This is a genomic window from Thermomonospora curvata DSM 43183, from assembly GCF_000024385.1.
Lineage (GTDB): Bacteria > Actinomycetota > Actinomycetes > Streptosporangiales > Streptosporangiaceae > Thermomonospora > Thermomonospora curvata.
The window spans coordinates 62,239-80,311 of record NC_013510.1 but is presented as its reverse complement, the minus strand read 5'-3'; the positions used below and the strand labels follow the sequence as shown (position 1 = coordinate 80,311).

Sequence of the window (18,073 nt, the reverse complement as noted above, 5' to 3'; positions counted from 1 at the left end):
CCCGGACGGACGGCTTGGCGGCCGGCTCTCCGGTGGCGTCCGCGCCCTCCGCGGGCCCGGGCATCGTCGATGGACGCGACATCACGACTCACAGGGCCGGTAGACGGCGTCGGCCAGGGCCTTGATGGTCTTGCCGGTGCGGGTGCCGAAGGTCAGCAGCGTGCCGTCGTCGGCGTCCACGATCCGGCGGTTGCGGCCGGCCGGGGTCTGCGCGATGCCGGGCAGCTTGACCAGGCCGTCCACGCCGCCGACCGACTTCAGCCCGGCGGTCAGCACCAAGATCACATCGGGTGCGGCGTTGATCATGCCTTCGCTGGTCAGCGGCCGGAACTCGGTCAGCCCGGCGGCCGACCCGGCGTCGACGGCGCCGATCGCCTCGATCAGCGCGTCCGAGCCGGCGCCCCGCCCGCCGATCAGGTAGACCCCGGCGGTGCCGCGCAGGTACAAGAACGCCACCCGCAGCGGCTCACCGCCGGACGGGGCCTGCTTTCTGGCCGACTCGATCTCCTCATCGACCCGCTTTTTGAGCTTCTGGCCGGCCTCCGGGACGCCCAGCGCGGCGGCGACCTCGGTGATGTGCTCGCCGACGGCCGGCAGGGTCTGCTCGTCGCCGATCAGGACGACCGGGATGCCCGAGGCGCGCAGCTGGTCCAGGACCTCGGCCGGCCCGATCCCGGCGTCGGTGAGCACCACGGTGGGGTTCAGCCGCAAGATGGCCTCGGCCGACAGGTCGTGCCCGTTGACGGTCACCAGCGGCAGGTCACGGGCGGCGGCGAAGGTGGTGGAGGCGTCCCGGCCGACCAGCCGGTCCCCCAGGCCCAGGCTGAAGACGATCTCGGCGATCGAGCCGTACATGTTGACCGCCAGGATGCGGTCGGCGCTGCGCACGGTGACCTTGCGGCCGTCGGCGGACTTCACCGTGACCGGCAGCTTGGGAGTGGGCGCAGGCTCGATCGGGTCCGGCTCGTAGGAGACCTTCATCGACGACGGCCCGCACCCGGCCGCCGGGTCCTGGCCGCCGCCGGCGGCGGGCGCGGTGCCCGCCGCGCATCCGCTCAGCCCCAGCCCGGCCAGCAGGGCGAGTGCCACGACGGCGCGCGCTCTCCTTCGGCCGCCGCTCCCGCGCAGCGGCCCACGGCTCACCGGTCGCCCCCGGCGCCGCCGTCCGCCGGAGCGGCCGCCGCGGCGCGAGAGCGACGACGGATCAGCAGCGCCCCGCCCGCGACCGCGATGACGGCGACGGCCGCCGCGCCGCCCGCGATCAGCGGCACCGGCAGGCCGCCCTCGTCGAAGGCGATGGGGATGCGCACGTCCTGGGTGCGGTCGCCGCTGCGGGTGTGGTCGGCGCGGGTGGCCACCACGCACTTGGTCTTGGTGCAGTCCACCTCGTCGGAGATCTTGGGCGATACGTTGATGGTGACCTCGAACGAGCCGCCCGGCCCGTACGGGACGACCAGGCTCTTGCCGTAGGGCGGCGGGTTGGACGACACCCACACCGAGCCGCCGGTGCTGCCGGAGGTGTCGGCGCCGCCGCCGCACGGCGAGGGGGCCTTGTCGGGGCCGTTGTCCTTGCAGAAGGCCACGTAGATGCCCTTGTTCGGGTCATACCCCCGGCCGGTCACGGTGATCTTCTCGCCGTCGGGGGACAGGCCGGCGGCCTTGGAGACCGTGAGGGTCTGCCCCTGGGGCCCGGTGACCGAGGAGCCGTCGGCGTTGGCGAGTGGCGCTGTCCATACACTCAGGCCCAAGACGCCTACTGTGATGGAGGTCGCGAACGTTTTCATTGTCCATCCAGCCGTCGTAGCGTTTGATGTCGCGTGTCCTCTTTACGTTGGATGGACCAATACCTTAGCTTAGGCATGCCTAATCTGATTTAGGTGAGGCTTACCTAAGGAGGATCGTCATGGGCCGGCTCCAGCGTGCCCTCGCCGCGGCCACGATGGTGGCCGTCACGGGCACGGGCCTGCTCGCCCTGGCCGAGCCCGCCGCCGCAGCCTCCCTGCGCGTTTCCCCATCAACGGGGCTCGACCCCAACGGACAGACCATATCGGTCTCAGGTTCGGGGTTCGATCCCAACCGCAACAACAAGTTCGGCGTGTACGTGGTGTTCGGCCCCCGCCGGGCCGACTACTACACCAACTCCGGCAACTACGGGGCCGCGCTGTGGGTGCACCCGGGCGGTGCGGGCAGCGGCCAGGCCCGCATGAGCCCGTCTGGAACGTTCTCAGTCAGCCTGACGGTGAAGGCCCGCTACACCGACAGCAGCGGCCGTGCCGTGGACTGCACCCGCACCCGCTGCTACGTGATGACCTTCGCCGCCCACGGGGTGCCCGACCGCAGCCAGGACACCCTCATCCCGGTGTCCTTCAAGGGCTCGGACTCCCCGAACCCGGGAGGCTCCGACCCGGACAACCCCGGCTCCGGCGGCTCGGGTTCCGGCGGCTCCACCGGGCCGGGCGGCGGGTCGAGCGCCTCTCCTTCCACCGGCGCCCTGACCGGTTCCAGCGCCTCCCCCCTGCCGTCCCCGGGCATGGCGGCGCCGGCGGCGGGGGCCGCCGGAGCGGCCACGCCGCTGGCCGTCCAGCCGTTCCGGCAGACCGCCTCCGGACCGCCCGCCCAATCCCCCTGGCCGTTCTGGCTGACGACCGCCGTGCTGGTGGCAGCCGGGCTCACCGCCCGGCGGCTCATCATCCGGCGCAGGCTCCGCCGGACCTGACCCTCCGGCCGACCCCGGCGGACCGGTGAGCCCACCGCGGGCGGCACGGCCCCGCCGCTCCCGCTCTCCCGGCCCGCCGACGCCACGACCGGCCGTCCGCCCGGCAGCGGCCCCGCATACCCCCGACTCCGGCATGACCGCATGCCGGTACCCCCCGTTAAGGAGAACCACATGAAGTTCAACCTCCGGCGGCTCACCCGCGCCACCGCCGTCGTGGCCGGCGCCGGGTTGCTCGGGCTCAGCCTGGCGGCCACCCCCGCCGCCGCGGCCGGCCCCTCGATCACCGTCACCCCGACCAGCGAGCTGAACCCCGACGGCCAGGACATCCGCGTCGTCGGCTCGGGCTTCGACCCCAACGCCAACAACGGCTTCGGCATCTACGTGTCCTTCGGCCCCAAGAACGGCGACCAGTGGTACCTGAACGCCAACGCCTTCCAGGCCACCAAGTGGGTGCACAAGAACGCCTCCGGCAGCCCCAGCCAGGCCAAGATGAACGCCGACGGCACCTTCGACATCACCCTCACGGGCATCAAGGCCCGCTACACCGACGGTGACGGCAACCAGGTCGACTGCCTGGTCACCCAGTGCTACATCCTCACCTTCGCCGCGCACGGCCTGCCCGACCGCAGCCAGGACACCGCCATCCCGGTGACGTTCGTCGGCGGCGACAACCCCGGTGGCGGCGACGACAACGGCGGCGGGCAGCCCCCGGCCGGCGACAGCAAGGACCAGGTGATCATCGCCAACGTCACCCGGACCGGCGCGCTGACCCTGTCGGTGGCCGGCACCGAGGTGACCCTCAGCGACGCCGCCCCCGGCGGCAACGCCACCGGCCGGCTCAACAAGGCCACCGTCACCGACGCCCGCGGCACCGACGCCGGCTGGAGCCTGGTCGGCCAGATGAGCGACCTGGCCTCCGCCGAGGGGGACATCATTCCCGCCGCCAACATGGGCTGGACCCCCACCGCCTCGGTGGTGAACGACGGCTCCAACGCCACGGTCACCCCGGGGCCGGCCGTCCGGGGCCTGGACGTGGCCCGTACCCTGGCCTCCTCGGAGGGCGGCAGCAGCGGCGGTGTCTTCGAGGCCGGCGCGGCGCTCGACCTGCTCATCCCGGCCGGTGTGGCCACCGGCACCTACACCGGCACCCTCACCCTGACCCTGTCCTGAAACCCCCGGCCGTGGCGCCGTCCCGGACGCCCGGGACGGCGCCACCCGGCATCTTCGGCGGAGCCCGCACATGACCAAAACGGCCGCCCTGACAGCCGGCCTCGCCTTGACGGCGTTCCTCGCCGCCGCCTCCCCGGCCGCATCGGCCGCCGCCCCCGCCGAGGTCTCCGCCGCCGTCCCGACGGCGGGCCGTCCGGGCACGGCCCCCGACCCCCGGGCCGGTGGGATGACCTGGGCGGTGCGTCCCGTCGGTCCCAAAGGCCCCAGCGGACGCGACTACTTCGTCTACAACGCCTCGCCCGGACAGACGATCAAGGACGAGGTGGCCATCTCCAATCTCAGCGACCGGACGCTGACGTTCCGGGTCTACGCCACCGACGCCTTCAACACCGCCGACGGCTCCTTCGCCCTGCTGACCGCCGACCGGCAGCCGACCGACGTGGGCACGTGGGTCAAGTTCGACCGGGGCGTCCAGCGCGTCAAGGCCGGCAGGACCGTCCGGGTGCCGTTCACGCTCACCGTGCCCCACCAGGCCACCCCCGGCGACCACGGCGGAGGCGTCATCGCCTCGATCACCCAGCAGGAGACCGACGCCAAAGGCCGGCTCGTCAACGTCGACCGGCGCGTGGCGGCCCGCATCTACCTGCGCGTCAAAGGCCCCATCACGCCTTCGCTGCAGATCTCCGACCTGCGCGCCGAGTACTCCGCCCCGCCCGTGGGCAGCGGCCGGATGAAGGTCACCTACACGGTCCGCAACACCGGCAACATCCGGGTGACCGCCCTGGCCAGGATCCGCGCCCAGGGTCCCTTCGGGCTGCCGCTGGGCGAGCAGGCCGCGCGCAAAGTTCCCGAGCTGCTGCCCGGCAACAGCTACACCTTCAGCGAGGAGCTCGACGGCATCCTCCCCGCCGGACGGCTGACCTCCTCGATCCGGCTGTCGCCCACCGACGCCCAAAGCGGCGCCCCGCTGGCCGCCCGACCCATCATCCGCAAGTCCTCGATCTGGAACATCCCATGGCTCCCGCTCACCGCCGTCCTGCTGCTCCTCGCCGCCGTCCTGTACGCCCGGCGCCGCCGCTCCGGGTACGCCCGGTGAAGTCCCTCCTGCGCAGGGCCCGGCGCGCCGGAGCGCTGGCCGCCGTGGCGCTGCTGGCCCTGCCGGCCGCCCCGGCCCACGCCGAGCCGGCCATCCGCCTGGACCGCACCACGGTCAAGGTGGGCCAGACGCTGACCGTCCGCCTCGTCGGCTGGCCGGCCGGCAACGTGCTGGTCGAGCTGTGCGGCAACGAGGGCCTGCGCGGCACGGTGGACTGCGCCGTGGCCTCCTCGGCCAGCACCTACGTCCAGGAGGGCAGGACCGCCACGGTCATGCTCAGCGTCGGCAAGCCCCCGATCGGCTGCCCGTGCGTGGTCTCCGTCCGCCCGGTCTCCGGCGGCACCGCCCGCACCGTCCCCATCAAGGTGAGCGGGGTGCCGACCCTGTCGGAGGCGGAACGCCGCACCGCCACCGCCGCCGGCTCCTCCCGCAAGCTCACCGCCACCAAGGTCACCGTCACCGGCGGCGGCCCGGGCGAGGCGTGGTTCGGCGGCACCGCCCACCGCACCCTGCGCGTCACCCTCCGCAACGAGGGCACCGCCACCCTCACCGACCCGCCGCTGTCGCTGACCGTGGGACGCGGCCCCGAGCCCACCGAGCCCATCACCGCCCCGGCCCTGGGCACGCTGGCCCCCGGCCAGGAGCGCACCTACGCCATTCCCTTCTCGGTGGGCGCCCCGGCCTTCGGCCGCTACACCGTCCGCGGCGAGATCACCGGCCTGGACGAGCCCATCTCCTTCACCGCGCACACCTCCTCCTACCCGTGGGCGCTGCCCGTCCTGGCTGCCCTCGTCCTCCCGCTGACCGGCCTGACCGCCCGCCGCGGCAAGCACGCGCTCCGCCGTCCACCGGCCGCCCTCACCGCCACCGGCCTGCCGCCCCGCACGATGAACCAGGCCGTGGCCGCCAACGTCGCCTGGTGGAGCCAGACCCGCAACCTGTCCCCCGAGCAGGTGGCCTCCTCCCTCGGCTCCCTGACCGGCCGCCCCCGCACCCCGGCCGACCTGGACCCGGCCAACCCCTCCTGCTCCCTGGACGCCGACGACCTGCTGGCCTTGAGCCGCATCCTCGACGTCCCCCTCCCGGCCCTGCTGTTCACCACCTCGGCCCCCGGCCTGCCCGGCGATGCGTCCGCGCCGGCGGCCGCTTCCGAGCAGACGCAGCGACTCCCGAAAGTTCAAAAGGACCAACCCGTACAGCAGCCGGAAAAGACCTCCCCGTGACCGCGCACCCCACCCGTGAACGGTCACTCGACCCTGAGCAGGCCCCGCCACCTCACCGAGCCCTCAGCCCGTAAACCGACAGGCTCTCAGGGAGACCACATAACCCTCGAACCCAAAAACATCCGCACGCCGGCCCACACGCTGCACCAGCACAGCCCGGGCCGGCGTTCCATTCGGTCATCGCCCCCGAACCGTGAATCACCAACCGGCGGCACCAACCCAACACACAAAAACCAGCTTCAGAAAATACCTGCCGACGTAAGGCGTCCACCTTCGCCGAATCTTCACCGACCCACCCAACACCACAAGCTCAGGGCAGCGCACCGTTTTCCCGCCGAACGACGCATCCCCACCCCGGCGGGAAATCCGGCGAGCGCATCACCGAGACGGCCCGAACATCCCACCCCAAACCGCCGGAAGCCGCTTCGCTCCCCGCCCCCCTGACGCGGCAAGCAGAACGCGCCTTCCCCCAGCCGGCCACAGGCAACGTGATCAGCCCCGACCCACGCCCCGGCCGCCCCGCACCACCGCTCCCGCCCCCGCACAACGACTCCCACACCCGCACGCCCCTACCGGCCACCCGCTCCCCCAGAGGTCAGCCCTCTCCATGAAGGGTTATCCACATCCCCCAGACCCCTGGTCACGGCTTTCTTCTCGCGAGACAGTGGGAAGAGCTTCCAAACCTTCGAGCCACCCACCACGACCAGGCGCGACGCATAACCTGAGACCGCCACCCCCATCTTCAAAAGGAGGCACAACGAGACCCACCGTCAAGCCCCATCCCAACCAGCACTAACGAGCAGCCCGCAAACAACCGCCCCCGCCAAAGCGAATCACCCCACCAGCCGCACAAGACAACAGGGATCTCCACAGCCCACCAGGCAACAGAGATCCCCAACGCTCCAAGCCCCGGCTCTTCACAACGACAAGGGAGACCCAAACCCGGCGACAGCAGCCCCCCGAAGATCACCAACAAAGATCAGAAAGGAGCCCGCATCAAACAGCTCTTCATCCGGCACAAAACCCCCGCCCGCGGCACCTTCCACATCAAGGGGGGAGAACAGAACCCCGACGGACCGGGGGCGTGGGGGCGAAGCCCCCACACGCGGGGGGTCCGGGGGGTCGTCCCCCCGGGCCAACACGACGAAGAGCCAGCGGGGAAGGCGGTACCACCGCCGACCACACTGGCCCTACGCTCGAAGTGGGCGAGGAGGGATTTGAACCCTCACGTCCTCGCGGACACACGGACCTGAACCGTGCGCGTCTGCCGTTCCGCCACCCGCCCGGGGTTGCTCGAAAAGATTAGCACGGTCCGGGCACTGGTTCGCCACACGGATACTTCCTGCGAACCAGAGCACGGATACGATCGTCTACCAGTGGAGAAAGGAGGTGCCCGTGGGTGTCCTACAGCGCTTCGAGCGACGTCTTGAGGGCATGGTGGAGGGTGCCTTCGCTCGTGCGTTCAAGTCGGAGCTGCAGCCGGTCGAGGTGGCCAGCGCCGTACAGCGGGAGATGGACGAGCGCGCCGCCATCGTGGCGGCCGGGCGCACACTGGTGCCCAACGACTTCGTCGTCGAGATTTCGCAGGCCGACAGCCAGCGGCTGGCGGTCTACGCCGACAGCCTGAGCCAGGAGCTGGCCAACCTGGCCCGGGAGTACGCCAAGGAGCAGGGCTACTCCTTCGTAGGACCGGTGCAGGTGCGGTTCGAAAGCGCCGGCGATCTGGCCACCGGGCTGTTCCGGATCCGCTCGGGGGTGGTTCGGGGGGCCATCGTCGAGGGCGGCGAGATCCGCAAGCCGGCCAGCGACATCCCGCAGGGGCGCACTGGCGGGTTCCCCGGCCGGCCGCGGCTGCTGGTCACCACCGCGCAGGACGTCGGGCCCAGCACCCAGCAGACCTATGAGATCACCACGCCGGTGACGTTGCTCGGCCGCGGCACCGACTGCGATCTTCGCCTGGTCGACCCGGGGGTCTCACGTCATCACGCCGAGATTCGCGTAGAGGGTCCCGAAGTCGTCCTGGTGGATCTAGGGTCGACGAACGGCTCTTTCGTGAACGGCAATCCCATCCGGCGGGTGACTCTCGTCGACGGGGCACGGGTCACGATGGGCCGGACCACTCTCGTGTTCCGCCGCGATAGGGAGTAGCCCCCACTCCGATGTCCGAATTCACCCTCACGTTGATCAAGCTGGCGTTCCTCGCGGTGCTGTGGCTGTTCGTCATCGCGGCCGTCGGCGTGATCCGGGCCGACATGTTCGGCTCCTCCAAGGCCGCGGCCCGGGCGGCGGGTCGTGCCCGGGCTCCCCGGCGCACGGCCCGTCCGCGGCAGCGCCCGGAGGGATCCCGGCGGCCCCCCCAGCCGGCCGGGCCGCGCCGGCTTGTGGTGACCCAGGGCGACCGGGCCGGCCTGACCATGGAGCTGTCGCCCGGTGTGCCCATCACCATCGGTCGCGCCAATGACGCCACGATCGTGGTCGCCGACGACTACGCTTCGAGCCGGCACGCCCGGCTTTACGCGCAGAACGGTCAGTGGATCGTGGAAGATCTCGGCTCGACCAACGGGACCTACCTCGGTCGTAACAGGGTGAATCAGCCCACGCCCGTCCCCCCCGGAGTTCCGATCCGTATCGGACAGACCGTCATCGAGTTGCGCCCATGACCATAGGAATCCGATACGCCGCACGCTCCGACGTCGGCATGCTGCGCGAGGGCAATGAGGACTCGGCGTACGCGGGCGCACACCTGCTCGCGGTCGCCGACGGCATGGGGGGGCATGTCGGCGGTGAGATCGCCAGCGCCGCCGCCATCGGCGAGCTGCGCAAGCTCGACACCGACCTGCCGGCCAGTGAGCTGCTGGGCGCGCTGGAGCACACCGTCAAGGCCGCCAACGACAAGCTGCACCGCATCGTAGAGTCCGACCCCGCGCTGCAGGGCATGGGCACCACGCTGACGGCGATGCTGTGGTCGGGCACTCAGGTCGCCTTGGTGCACATCGGCGACTCGCGCGCCTATCTGCTGCGCGACGGCAGCCTCTTCCAGATCACCCACGACCACACGCTGGTGCAGTCGCTGGTGGACGAGGGCCGCATCAGCCCGGACGAGGCCGCCTCCCACCCGCAGCGTTCGCTGCTGCTGCGGGCGCTGGACGGCCGCGGCGAGGTCGATCCGGATCTGTCGCTGCGCGAGGCCAAGGTCGGCGACCGCTATCTGCTGTGTTCGGACGGGCTGTCGGGAGTGGTCACCGCGGAGACCATCTTCCAGGTGCTGTCGGAGTACCAGGACCCCGAGCAGGCGGTGCACCAGCTCATCGACCTGGCCAACCGGGGCGGCGGCCCGGACAACATCACCTGCGTGGTCGCCGATGTGATCGAACTGCCGCCGGGCGCGCCGCCGCCGAACCAGAGCCCGCAGGCGGTCGGCGCCGCGGCCAACGTCCAGCACAGCGAGCTGGCCGAGCTGGCCGGCGGCTCGCCACCGCCGCCGGCGCCGCCGTCTTCGGACACCCCGGCGGGCCGCGCCGCCCAGCTGCGCGACACCAGGCCGCAACCGCCGGTGGCGGTGGAGGAGATGCCGCCGCCGCAGGCCGCTCCGGCGCCCAGACGCGAGCCGCAGCCGATGGGACGCCCGCCGGAGCCGATGCCGATGGCCCCGCCGCGGGCGCCGCGCCGCCGCTGGACCTGGCTGATCGTGATGGTCAGCGTGTTCGTGGTCCTGGTGGGCGGGGGCGCGGCCTTCGCCGTGTACTCGATGCGCAACGACGGCTTCTACGCCCAGGCCGAAAACGGCATGGTGGTGGTCTACAAGGGGTCGCCCAACAGCCTGCTGGGGCTGAAGCTGAACAGCAAGGCCCCGGCGCACCAGCAGCCCAACCCGCCGATCCGGGTGGAGGACCTGCCGGAGGCGCTGCAGTCGAACCTCAAGAGCCCCGGATACGTCGATCTCAGCGGCGCCGACGGCTGGAAGAAGCTGGCCAGCCAGGTGTGCAAGTACTCGCTGGAGTCCGTCGGGGACCGGATCGCGGTGATGCGGGGCAGCCGCCAGGACGGCTGCAAGCCGACCCGGATCAAGGAGTCTCAGGTCAGGCTGGCCGAACTGCCGGCCTCCGACCGCAAGGCGGTGCAGGACGGGACGCTGGAGTTCGGCGACCGGCAGGCCGCCCTGGCCAAGCTGGAGGAGCTGGACGGGCGCGGCAGGGCTTGTAGTGACGACGCCGCCGGCAGCGGCATCGACGACTGCCCCGGCGGCAACAACGCCAGTGACGGAGTGAGGCGGCCGTAGATGAGCTCAGCCCCCGAGCAGCTCCCCGACCAGGTACCCGTGCAGCATCAGCCGCGCAAGGCCGCCTGCCTGGCGCTGCTGATCTTCGCGATGGTCATGACCTTGGCGGCGTTCGCCGAGGTCGGCCTGGCCCGGGACGGCCGGATCCCCGCCGGCCTGGTCGGCTATGGCGGCGGTCTGGCGGTGCTGGCCGGGGCGGCCTACTACATCCAGGCCCGCTTCGCCCCGTACGCCGACCCGCTGCTGCTGCCGCTGGCGGTGGCGCTGAACGGGCTCGGCCTGGCGATGATCTACCGGCTGGACCTGTCCACCAGCAAGGACGTCCAGGACGCCATCCGGGACGGCAAGAAGGTGGTCACCTCGGGTCTGGCCTCCGCCGGCACCCAGCTGCAGTGGACCTTCGTGGCCATCCTGCTGTTCGCGCTGACAGTGCTGTTTTTGAAGGACTCCAAGATCCTGCAGCGCTACATGTACACGCTGGGGGCCTGCGCGATCGTCCTGCTGCTGCTGCCGATCGTGCCCGGGCTGGGCGCGGAGATCAACGGCGCCCGGGTGTGGATCTTCATCGGCCCGTTCTCGGTGCAGCCGGGCGAGTTCGCCAAGCTGCTGCTGGTGGTCTTCTTCGCCGGGTACCTGGTCAACAAGCGGCAGGCGCTGTCGCTGGTGGGCAAGAAGATCGGCCCGCTGTCGCTGCCGCGCGCCCGGGACCTGGGCCCGATCATGGTGATCTGGCTGTTCGGGCTGGGCGTGCTGTTCATCCAGAAGGACCTGGGCACCGCGCTGCTGTACTTCGGGCTGTTCGTGTCGATGCTCTACATCGCCACGCAGCGGCTGTCGTGGGTGCTGATCGGCGTGGGCATGCTGGCGCTGGGCGTGCTGGTGGCCACCCAGCTTCCGTTCCTGGGCCACGTCAACCAGCGGCTGAGCATCTGGCAGAACCCCGACCCCTACTTCGACGGCGGCTGCCTGGTGGGCGACAAGGTCGTCTCGGTGGCGCCGGGCACCGAGCCCTACATCCAGGCCGGCAACACCATCGGCTCCGGGCTGACCGCCTGCATCCGGATGGGCGGCGAGTACGCCGACAGCGCCCAGCTGATGAAGGGCCTGTTCGCGCTGGGCGAGGGCGGTGTGCTGGGCAAGGGCCTGGGCCAGGGCGAGCCGTGGCGCACCCCGCTGGCCTTCAGCGACTTCATCTTCGACTCCATGGGCGAGGAGCTCGGCCTGACCGGGCTCATGGTGATCTTGCTGTTGTACGCGTTGATCGTGCAACGGGGCATGAAGACCGCCATCGCGGCCCGTGATCCCTTCCTCAAGCTCTTCGCCGGGGGCGTCTCGTTCGTCCTGGCGCTGCAGGTGTTCGTCATCGTCGGAGGCGTCACCCGCCTCATTCCGCTCACCGGTCTGACGACGCCCTTCCTGGCGCAGGGCGGCTCGTCCCTGATGGCCAACTGGATCCTGATCGGCATCCTGGTGCGGATGAGCCACCAGGCGCGCCAGCCCGCCCCGCAGGCCATCCAGGACGAGGGCCTCACCCAGGTGGTGAGCATCCGATGACCGACGGAGCGCTGCCGGCGATCGGGGGTTCGCGAGCATGAACATGGACAAGCCGCTGCGGCAGGTCACGGTCTTCGCCCTGCTGCTGATCGGCGCCCTGATGGTGCAGGTCAACTACATCCAGGGCAGCCAGGCCGAGAAGCTGCAGACCCACCCGCTCAACAACCGGCAGTACCTGGACGTCTTCAAGCGCCCGCGCGGCAAGATCCTGGCCGGGGGCGAGGTGCTGGTCTCCTCCTCCAAGCGGGAGGACAGCGAGAACTACGCCCGCACCTACAAGGACGGCGAGGTCTTCGCGCCGATCACCGGCTACTTCAACGGGGGTGCCAAGGGGATCGAGCGCGCCTACCACTCGCTGCTGGACGGCCGGGACAAGCGCATCACCAACCAGCGCTGGTTCGACCAGTTCATCGGCCGGCCGGCGATCGGCGCCGACGTGGAGACCACGATCATCCCCGACGCCCAGCGCGAGGCCTACCGGCAGCTCAGCCGGGCCAACCCGAACCTGCGCGGCGCGATCGTGGTGATGGACGTCAAGACCGGGGCGATCGTGGTCATGGCCAGCTACCCCTCCTACGACCCCAACGAGGTCGCCCCGCAGACCGGGCTCAAGGGCGCCGAGCGGCTGAACGAGCTGGACGGCAAGCCCAACAAGGACGGCCAGGTCAACGAGCGCAACCGGCGGCTCAAGCCGCTGATCAACAACGCGATGGAGGACACCTTCTCCCCGGGGTCGTCCTTCAAGACGCTGATCGCCGCCGGCGCGCTGGAGCAGGGCCTGAACAAAAGCAGCACCGTGCCCGCGCCGTCGACCTACACGCTGCCCGGCACCAGGACCCAGATGCCCAACAGCCACGAGGGCGGCGCCTGCGGCGGCTCCGGCCAGGCCCCGCTGATCCTCACCTTCGCCGAGTCCTGCAACACCACCTACGCGATCCTCGGCGTGGAGCGGCTGCGCACCGAGGGGGTGCTGAAGCTGGCCGAGGAGTTCGGGTTCAGCAAGAAGATCCCGGTCGAGCCGGACATGCCGACCGTGGAGAGCTCCTTCCCCGACGCCGGTGACGACAAGACCGCGCTGGCCTCCATCGGGCAGGGCGACAACCGCGCCACCCCGCTGCACATGGCGATGATCGCGGCGGCCGCGGCCAACGGCGGCAAGATCATGAAGCCGTACCTGGTGCAGCGGGTGCGGGCCGCCGACCAGAGCGTCATCGAGGAGGCCGAGCCGGAGGTGTACGCCCGGCCGATCTCCAAGGACACCGCCGACCAGCTGGCCGACATGATGCGCGAGGTGACCCGCACCGGCACCGCCCAGGGCCTGGGCGATGTGGCCGGCAAGACCGGCACGGCCGACATCGACGGCGTCGAGTACAACAACCGCTGGTTCGTCGGCTTCGCCCCGGCACAGGAACCGCGGTACGCCTTCGCGGTGTTCACCCAGGGCCTCGGCTCCGGCGGGCAGGCCGCCGGGCCGATCGCGGTCAGCGTCATGCGGGAGGTTCTCCGCAAGTGACCACGGCCGACCTCGTCCTGGACTCCCGGTACCGGCTGCTGCGGCGGCTGGCCACCGGAGGCATGGGCGAGGTCTGGGAGGCCAGCGACGAGCTGCTCAGCCGTCCCGTCGCGGTTAAGCTGCTGCGCCAGGAACATGTGGGCAACGAGCAGGCGCGGGCCCGGTTCCGCGCCGAGGCCCGCTATGCGGCGGCCCTCCAGCACAGCGGCATCGCCCAGGTCTACGACTACGGCGAGCACGACGACCTGGCCTACCTGGTGATGGAGCTGGTGTCGGGGGAGTCGCTGTCGCGGATCCTGGCCCGCCAGGGCGCGCTGGGGGTGGAGACCACCCTGGACGTGGTGGCCCAGGCGGCCCGGGCGCTGCAGGTGGCCCACAGCGCCGGGATCATCCACCGCGACGTCAAGCCCGGCAACCTGATGATGACCCCGAGCGGGGTCGTGAAGATCACCGACTTCGGCATCGCCCGCGGCCTCAACGTCGCCACCCTCACCCAGACCGGCATGGTGATGGGCACCGCTCACTACGTCTCTCCCGAGCAGGCCTCGGGCCAGCCCATCACCTTCGCCACCGACCTGTACTCCCTGGGGGTGGTGGCGTACGAATGCCTGACCGGGCGGCCGCCCTTCGACGCCGAGCAGCCGGTCGCCATCGCCCTCAAGCATGTGCGGGAGGCGCCTCCGGAGCTGCCGGAGGAGATCCCGGAGGCGGTGCGGACGCTGGTGCGCGTCCTGCTGGCCAAGAATCCGGAGGACCGGCCGCCCAGCGCCCAGGCCGTGGCGGACGAGGCGTTCCGGATCCACGATGCGCTGCAGGCCGGCGAGCCGGTGGAAAGCTCGTTTCGCGACCTGCTCGCGGGCTCCGGCGCGTCCTTGCCCGCCCACCGCTTCGGCGACCCGTTCGATGACGCGTTCGACGACGGCTACGGCGACGTCCGTGACGGAACGTCCGAAGTGGCGCGCACCCGCCTGCTGGACGAGGCGGCCGGCATGGAACCGGCCACCGTCCGGGGATCCGCCGTGGACGCGCTGCGGCCGAGCGGCGGCCTGGCCACGTGGTCGGAGTTGGAGGACGGGGAGACGGCGGATACCCTCACGGGAGTGCACCCGGCGGGCTTCTCCGCCGCCGCGGGATCCCGGGTCGCGTTCGCGGGCACGAAGGTGAGGGTGCAACGGCGCACCGTGGTGGCGATCGCCTCGGTGACCGCCGGGGTGCTGGCGCTCGGCGCGGTGGCCGCCGGATCGCTGTCACGGGGCCCGTCGGCCGGCATCGAGGAGACCAGGGATCGTGTTCCATCGGTGGTCCCCGAGCCGTCCTCACTGGTTCCCAGCCGGGTACCATCGCCAACGGGCACGCCGAGCCTGCCCGCCTGGCCCGGTCCCAGACCTCCAGGCAACAACTTCACCGCGTCAACGACTCCGACGCCCAGCGCGTCCTCTACGGGGAGGCCCAGGCCTTCTCCGACAACAGGCAGTCCAACCCCCCAAGGCCCGTCGCCGACCCCTTCGGAGAGTGGCAACTCACCCGATCCATCACCACCGGTGGAGCCGCCACCGGAACCGGAGCCGGAGCCGGAGGAGCCGACGACGGGTGACGGGCTAGGTTCGGAGTAGGCGTAGACGTACGAGGGAAAGTGCATTCGACATGACTCAGCCTCGGCTACTCGGTGGCCGCTACCAGCTCGAGACAGTGGTCGGGCGTGGCGGCATGGCCGAGGTCTACCGTGCCAAGGACCTGCGGCTGGACCGGGTCGTCGCGGTCAAGACCCTCCGTTCCGACCTGGCTCGCGACCCGGTCTTCCAGGCCCGTTTCAGCCGGGAGGCGCAGTCGGCGGCCTCGCTGAACCACCCTTCGGTGATCGCGGTCTACGACACCGGCGAAGACCAGGTGGGCGATACCTCCATCCCCTACATCGTGATGGAGTACGTCGAGGGGAACACCCTGCGCGACCTGCTCCGCGAGGGCGGGCGGCTGGTTCCCGAACGGGCGCTGGAGATCACCGACGGCATCCTGCGGGCTTTGGACTACAGCCATCGCGGCGGGATCATCCACCGGGACATCAAACCGGCCAACGTGATGCTCACCCGCAATCACGAGGTCAAGGTGATGGACTTCGGCATCGCCCGGGCGATGGCCGACTCGGCCGCCACCATGACGCAGACCGCGCAGGTCATCGGTACCGCCCAGTACCTGTCGCCGGAGCAGGCCCGCGGCGAGCGGGTGGACGCCCGCAGCGACCTGTACTCCACCGGCTGCGTGCTGTATGAGCTGCTGACCGGCCGTCCCCCGTTCACCGGGGACTCCCCCGTGGCGATCGCCTACCAGCATGTCCGGGAGGAGCCGGTCCCGCCGTCCCAGCTGGACCCGGCCATCCCGCAGTGGTGCGACAACATCGTCATGAAGGCGATGGCCAAGGACCCCAACCTCCGCTACCAGAGCGCGGCGGAGTTCCGCGCCGACATCCAGCGGGCCCTGCAGGGCATGCCGGTGTCGGCGCCCGCGGCGTCCACCATGGTGATGGGCGGGGCCGCCCCGCAGGGCACCCGGGTGATGAGCCCGGTCCCCGGCGGCCCGGCGGGCCCCGGCGGGGTGCCTCCGCACACCCGGATGCAGCACCCGGTGAACACCGGTTACGAGCTGCCCCCGGTGAATTATGAGGACCCCGAGCCGTCCGGCCGCAACGGCAAGAAGATAGCCATCTGGGCGCTGGTCGTGGCGCTGTTCATCGGTGGTGCCGCGCTCATCGGCTACGCCTTGTCCAGCGGCGGCGGCAAGGGCGGGGCGACCGCCAGCCCTTCGGCGTCCGTGCAGATGGTCGAGGTGCCGGATGTCCGCAACGAGCGGCGGCAGGACGCCGAGGAGGAGCTGGAGGAGGCCGGGCTGAAAGTCGGCTCGGTGGAGGAGGAGTACAGCGACACGGTCCGCCGGGGCCGTGTGATCAGCACCGATCCGGCCCCCGGGGAGAGCGTCGAGCGCGGCAGCGAGGTCTCGCTGGTGGTCTCCAAGGGCCCCGAGCCGCCCGAGCAGGTCGCGGTCCCGGACGTCACCGGCCAGCCGGCCGACGCCGCCCGGCAGGTGCTGGAGGCGAGCGGTTTCAAGGTCACCCAGCGTTCTTCGCCCTCTTCCGAGGTCCAGGAGGGCATGGTCATCCAGACCTCGCCGGCCGCCGGAACGCAGGCCCCCAAGGGCTCCACGATCACCATGATCGTCTCGTCCGGCCCGGAGAACGTCCGGGTGCCGAACGTGGTGGGCCAGACCGAGGCCGACGCGGTCAACACGCTGCGCGCGGCCGGGCTGCGGGTGCAGGTGCAGGTGGTGCCGCAGCGGTCGCCCGACCAGCAGGTGGGCACGGTCGTCCAGCAGAGCCTGGAGCCGGGGCGTGAGGTCCTGCCGGGCACCACGGTGATCATCCTGGTGGTGCAGAACCCCGATGGCGGCGATCCCGGCGACGATCATGGCCCGCCGGGCGGCGGCGGTGGCGGTGGCGGCTGATCCGCACCGCCGGAGGGCCGGTCGGCCCTGACGGCTTTCGGCGCCCCGGTCTCTTCGCTGAGGCCGGGGCGCCGCCCGTTACGGGGGTGGAGCCGGGAAACGAAGGAGGGCCTCCGCCACTCGGGGGCAATGGCGGAGGCCCTCATCGAGTGATTCGCCTCTCACGGGCCGGTCGTTACAGACATCGGCCGATTTTTTTGAAAAATCCTCGCAATGCCTGGCGGACGCGCCCCTCAGGGCACGAAAGCGCAGGTGGCGAGCCAGTTGGCCAGCAGGCGGTGGCCGCATTCGGACAGCACGGACTCCGGGTGGAACTGCACGCCCTCGATGGGGCGGTCGCGGTGGCGCAGTCCCATGACCACCCCGTCGGGGGTGCGTGCGGTGACCTTCAGGGCGCGGGGGACGGAGGCCGGGTCCACCGCCAGCGAGTGGTAGCGGGTGGCCTGGAACGGGCTCGGCAGGCCCGCCAGGACCCCTTCGCCGTCGTGCTCGATGGGGCTGGTGTAGCCGTGGACGAGTTCGGGCGCCCGATGGACCGCGGCCCCGTAGACATGGCCGATGATCTGGTGCCCCAGGCAGACCCCCAGCAGCGGCAGGCGCCGCCGCTCGGCGTCCTTCACCAGTTCCAGGCAGACGCCGGTGTCGGCGGGATGGCCGGGGCCGGGGCTCAGCAGCACGCCGTGCACGCCGGCGGCGTCGTCCACCGTCACATCCGAGCGGTCCTTGACCACGCAGTCGGCGCCCAGTTCCAGCAGGTACTGGACGATGTTGAACACGAAGCTGTCGTGATTGTCCACGACCAGCACGCGGGGGCCGTCAGCGCTCATCGGCCGTCCGGGCCGGGGCCGGGCCGGGAGTGCCGACGGAGCCGCCTTCGACGGTGTTCTCATCGAAGCGGACCTTCGACTCGGCCCAGGGGAAGACGACGTACCACAGCAGCAGCACGGCCACCGCCACCAGCCCCGCGGCGATCAGTGCGCGGACCGGTCCCCGCCCCGGCAGGTGCCGCCAGATCCATCCGTACACGGGA

General features: G+C 71.2%; 15 protein-coding genes and 1 tRNA gene. 11 read left to right on the top strand and 5 right to left on the bottom strand.

Annotated features, from left to right (window positions below; translation table 11 throughout):
• Positions 1–81 precede the first annotated feature (81 nt).
• Both TCUR_RS00375 and TCUR_RS00370 read right to left on the bottom strand, forming a co-directional pair.
• Entirely contained in the window at positions 82–1,089 is a 1,008-nt protein-coding gene (locus TCUR_RS00375) for a heme/hemin ABC transporter substrate-binding protein (protein WP_012850467.1), read from the bottom strand.
• A 50-nt stretch (positions 1,090–1,139) separates the two neighbouring features.
• The gene (locus tag TCUR_RS00370) at positions 1,140–1,748 is read right to left on the bottom strand and encodes a hypothetical protein (RefSeq protein WP_245536944.1); all 609 of its coding nucleotides are present in this window, start codon (positions 1,746–1,748) and stop codon (positions 1,140–1,142) included.
• A 155-nt stretch (positions 1,749–1,903) separates the two neighbouring features.
• On the opposite strand from TCUR_RS00370, the gene TCUR_RS00365 reads away from it, so the two are divergent.
• From TCUR_RS00365 to TCUR_RS00350, 4 genes are all read left to right on the top strand, one after another.
• Positions 1,904–2,716, top strand: coding sequence for a hypothetical protein (locus tag TCUR_RS00365; RefSeq protein WP_012850465.1), 813 nt, complete (start codon positions 1,904–1,906; stop codon positions 2,714–2,716).
• Positions 2,717–2,887: 171 nt separating this feature from the next.
• A complete protein-coding gene (locus tag TCUR_RS00360) occupies positions 2,888–3,886 on the top strand; it encodes a WxL domain-containing protein (protein ID WP_012850464.1) in 999 nt (332 codons plus the stop codon).
• Between the two features lie 70 nt (positions 3,887–3,956).
• The gene (locus tag TCUR_RS00355; RefSeq protein ID WP_012850463.1) at positions 3,957–4,982 is read left to right on the top strand and encodes a WxL protein peptidoglycan domain-containing protein; all 1,026 of its coding nucleotides are present in this window, start codon (positions 3,957–3,959) and stop codon (positions 4,980–4,982) included.
• A complete protein-coding gene (locus tag TCUR_RS00350) occupies positions 4,979–6,205 on the top strand; it encodes a COG1361 family protein (RefSeq protein WP_012850462.1) in 1,227 nt (408 codons plus the stop codon). Before TCUR_RS00355 ends, TCUR_RS00350 begins: the two co-directional genes overlap by 4 nt.
• Positions 6,206–7,407: 1,202 nt before the next feature.
• On the opposite strand, the gene TCUR_RS00345 is transcribed toward TCUR_RS00350, so the two are convergent.
• Positions 7,408–7,490: transfer RNA gene (locus TCUR_RS00345), tRNA-Leu, on the bottom strand.
• 110 nt (positions 7,491–7,600) lie between these two features.
• Between TCUR_RS00345 and TCUR_RS00340 the strand changes: the two genes are divergently transcribed.
• The 7 genes from TCUR_RS00340 to pknB are packed head-to-tail and all read left to right on the top strand — an operon-like array spanning position 7,601 to position 17,043.
• Positions 7,601–8,353, top strand: coding sequence for an FHA domain-containing protein (locus tag TCUR_RS00340; protein WP_012850461.1), 753 nt, complete (start codon positions 7,601–7,603; stop codon positions 8,351–8,353).
• A gap of 11 nt (positions 8,354–8,364) precedes the next feature.
• Positions 8,365–8,865, top strand: coding sequence for an FHA domain-containing protein FhaB/FipA (locus TCUR_RS00335; RefSeq protein ID WP_012850460.1), 501 nt, complete (start codon positions 8,365–8,367; stop codon positions 8,863–8,865).
• Positions 8,862–10,484 (top strand): PP2C family protein-serine/threonine phosphatase, encoded by a 1,623-nt coding sequence (locus tag TCUR_RS00330; protein WP_012850459.1) that lies wholly within the window; start codon positions 8,862–8,864, stop codon positions 10,482–10,484. Before TCUR_RS00335 ends, TCUR_RS00330 begins: the two co-directional genes overlap by 4 nt.
• On the top strand, positions 10,485–12,038 hold the full coding sequence (locus tag TCUR_RS00325; RefSeq protein ID WP_012850458.1) for an FtsW/RodA/SpoVE family cell cycle protein: 1,554 nt from the start codon (positions 10,485–10,487) through the stop codon (positions 12,036–12,038).
• Positions 12,039–12,075: 37 nt separating this feature from the next.
• Entirely contained in the window at positions 12,076–13,551 is a 1,476-nt protein-coding gene (locus TCUR_RS00320; protein WP_052305356.1) for a penicillin-binding transpeptidase domain-containing protein, read from the top strand.
• Positions 13,548–15,164, top strand: a complete 1,617-nt coding sequence (locus TCUR_RS24460) for a serine/threonine-protein kinase (protein WP_012850456.1) — start codon at positions 13,548–13,550, stop codon at positions 15,162–15,164. Before TCUR_RS00320 ends, TCUR_RS24460 begins: the two co-directional genes overlap by 4 nt.
• A gap of 31 nt (positions 15,165–15,195) precedes the next feature.
• Positions 15,196–17,043, top strand: coding sequence for a Stk1 family PASTA domain-containing Ser/Thr kinase (gene pknB / locus TCUR_RS00310; protein ID WP_052305355.1), 1,848 nt, complete (start codon positions 15,196–15,198; stop codon positions 17,041–17,043).
• A 233-nt stretch (positions 17,044–17,276) separates the two neighbouring features.
• On the opposite strand, the gene TCUR_RS00305 is transcribed toward pknB, so the two are convergent.
• Together TCUR_RS00305 and TCUR_RS00300 are read right to left on the bottom strand one after the other, a co-directional pair.
• On the bottom strand, positions 17,277–17,870 hold the full coding sequence (locus TCUR_RS00305; RefSeq protein WP_012850454.1) for an anthranilate synthase component II: 594 nt from the start codon (positions 17,868–17,870) through the stop codon (positions 17,277–17,279).
• The gene (locus TCUR_RS00300; RefSeq protein WP_012850453.1) at positions 17,860–18,069 is read right to left on the bottom strand and encodes a hypothetical protein; all 210 of its coding nucleotides are present in this window, start codon (positions 18,067–18,069) and stop codon (positions 17,860–17,862) included. Before TCUR_RS00300 ends, TCUR_RS00305 begins: the two co-directional genes overlap by 11 nt.
• Between the last annotated feature and the right edge of the window lie 4 nt (positions 18,070–18,073).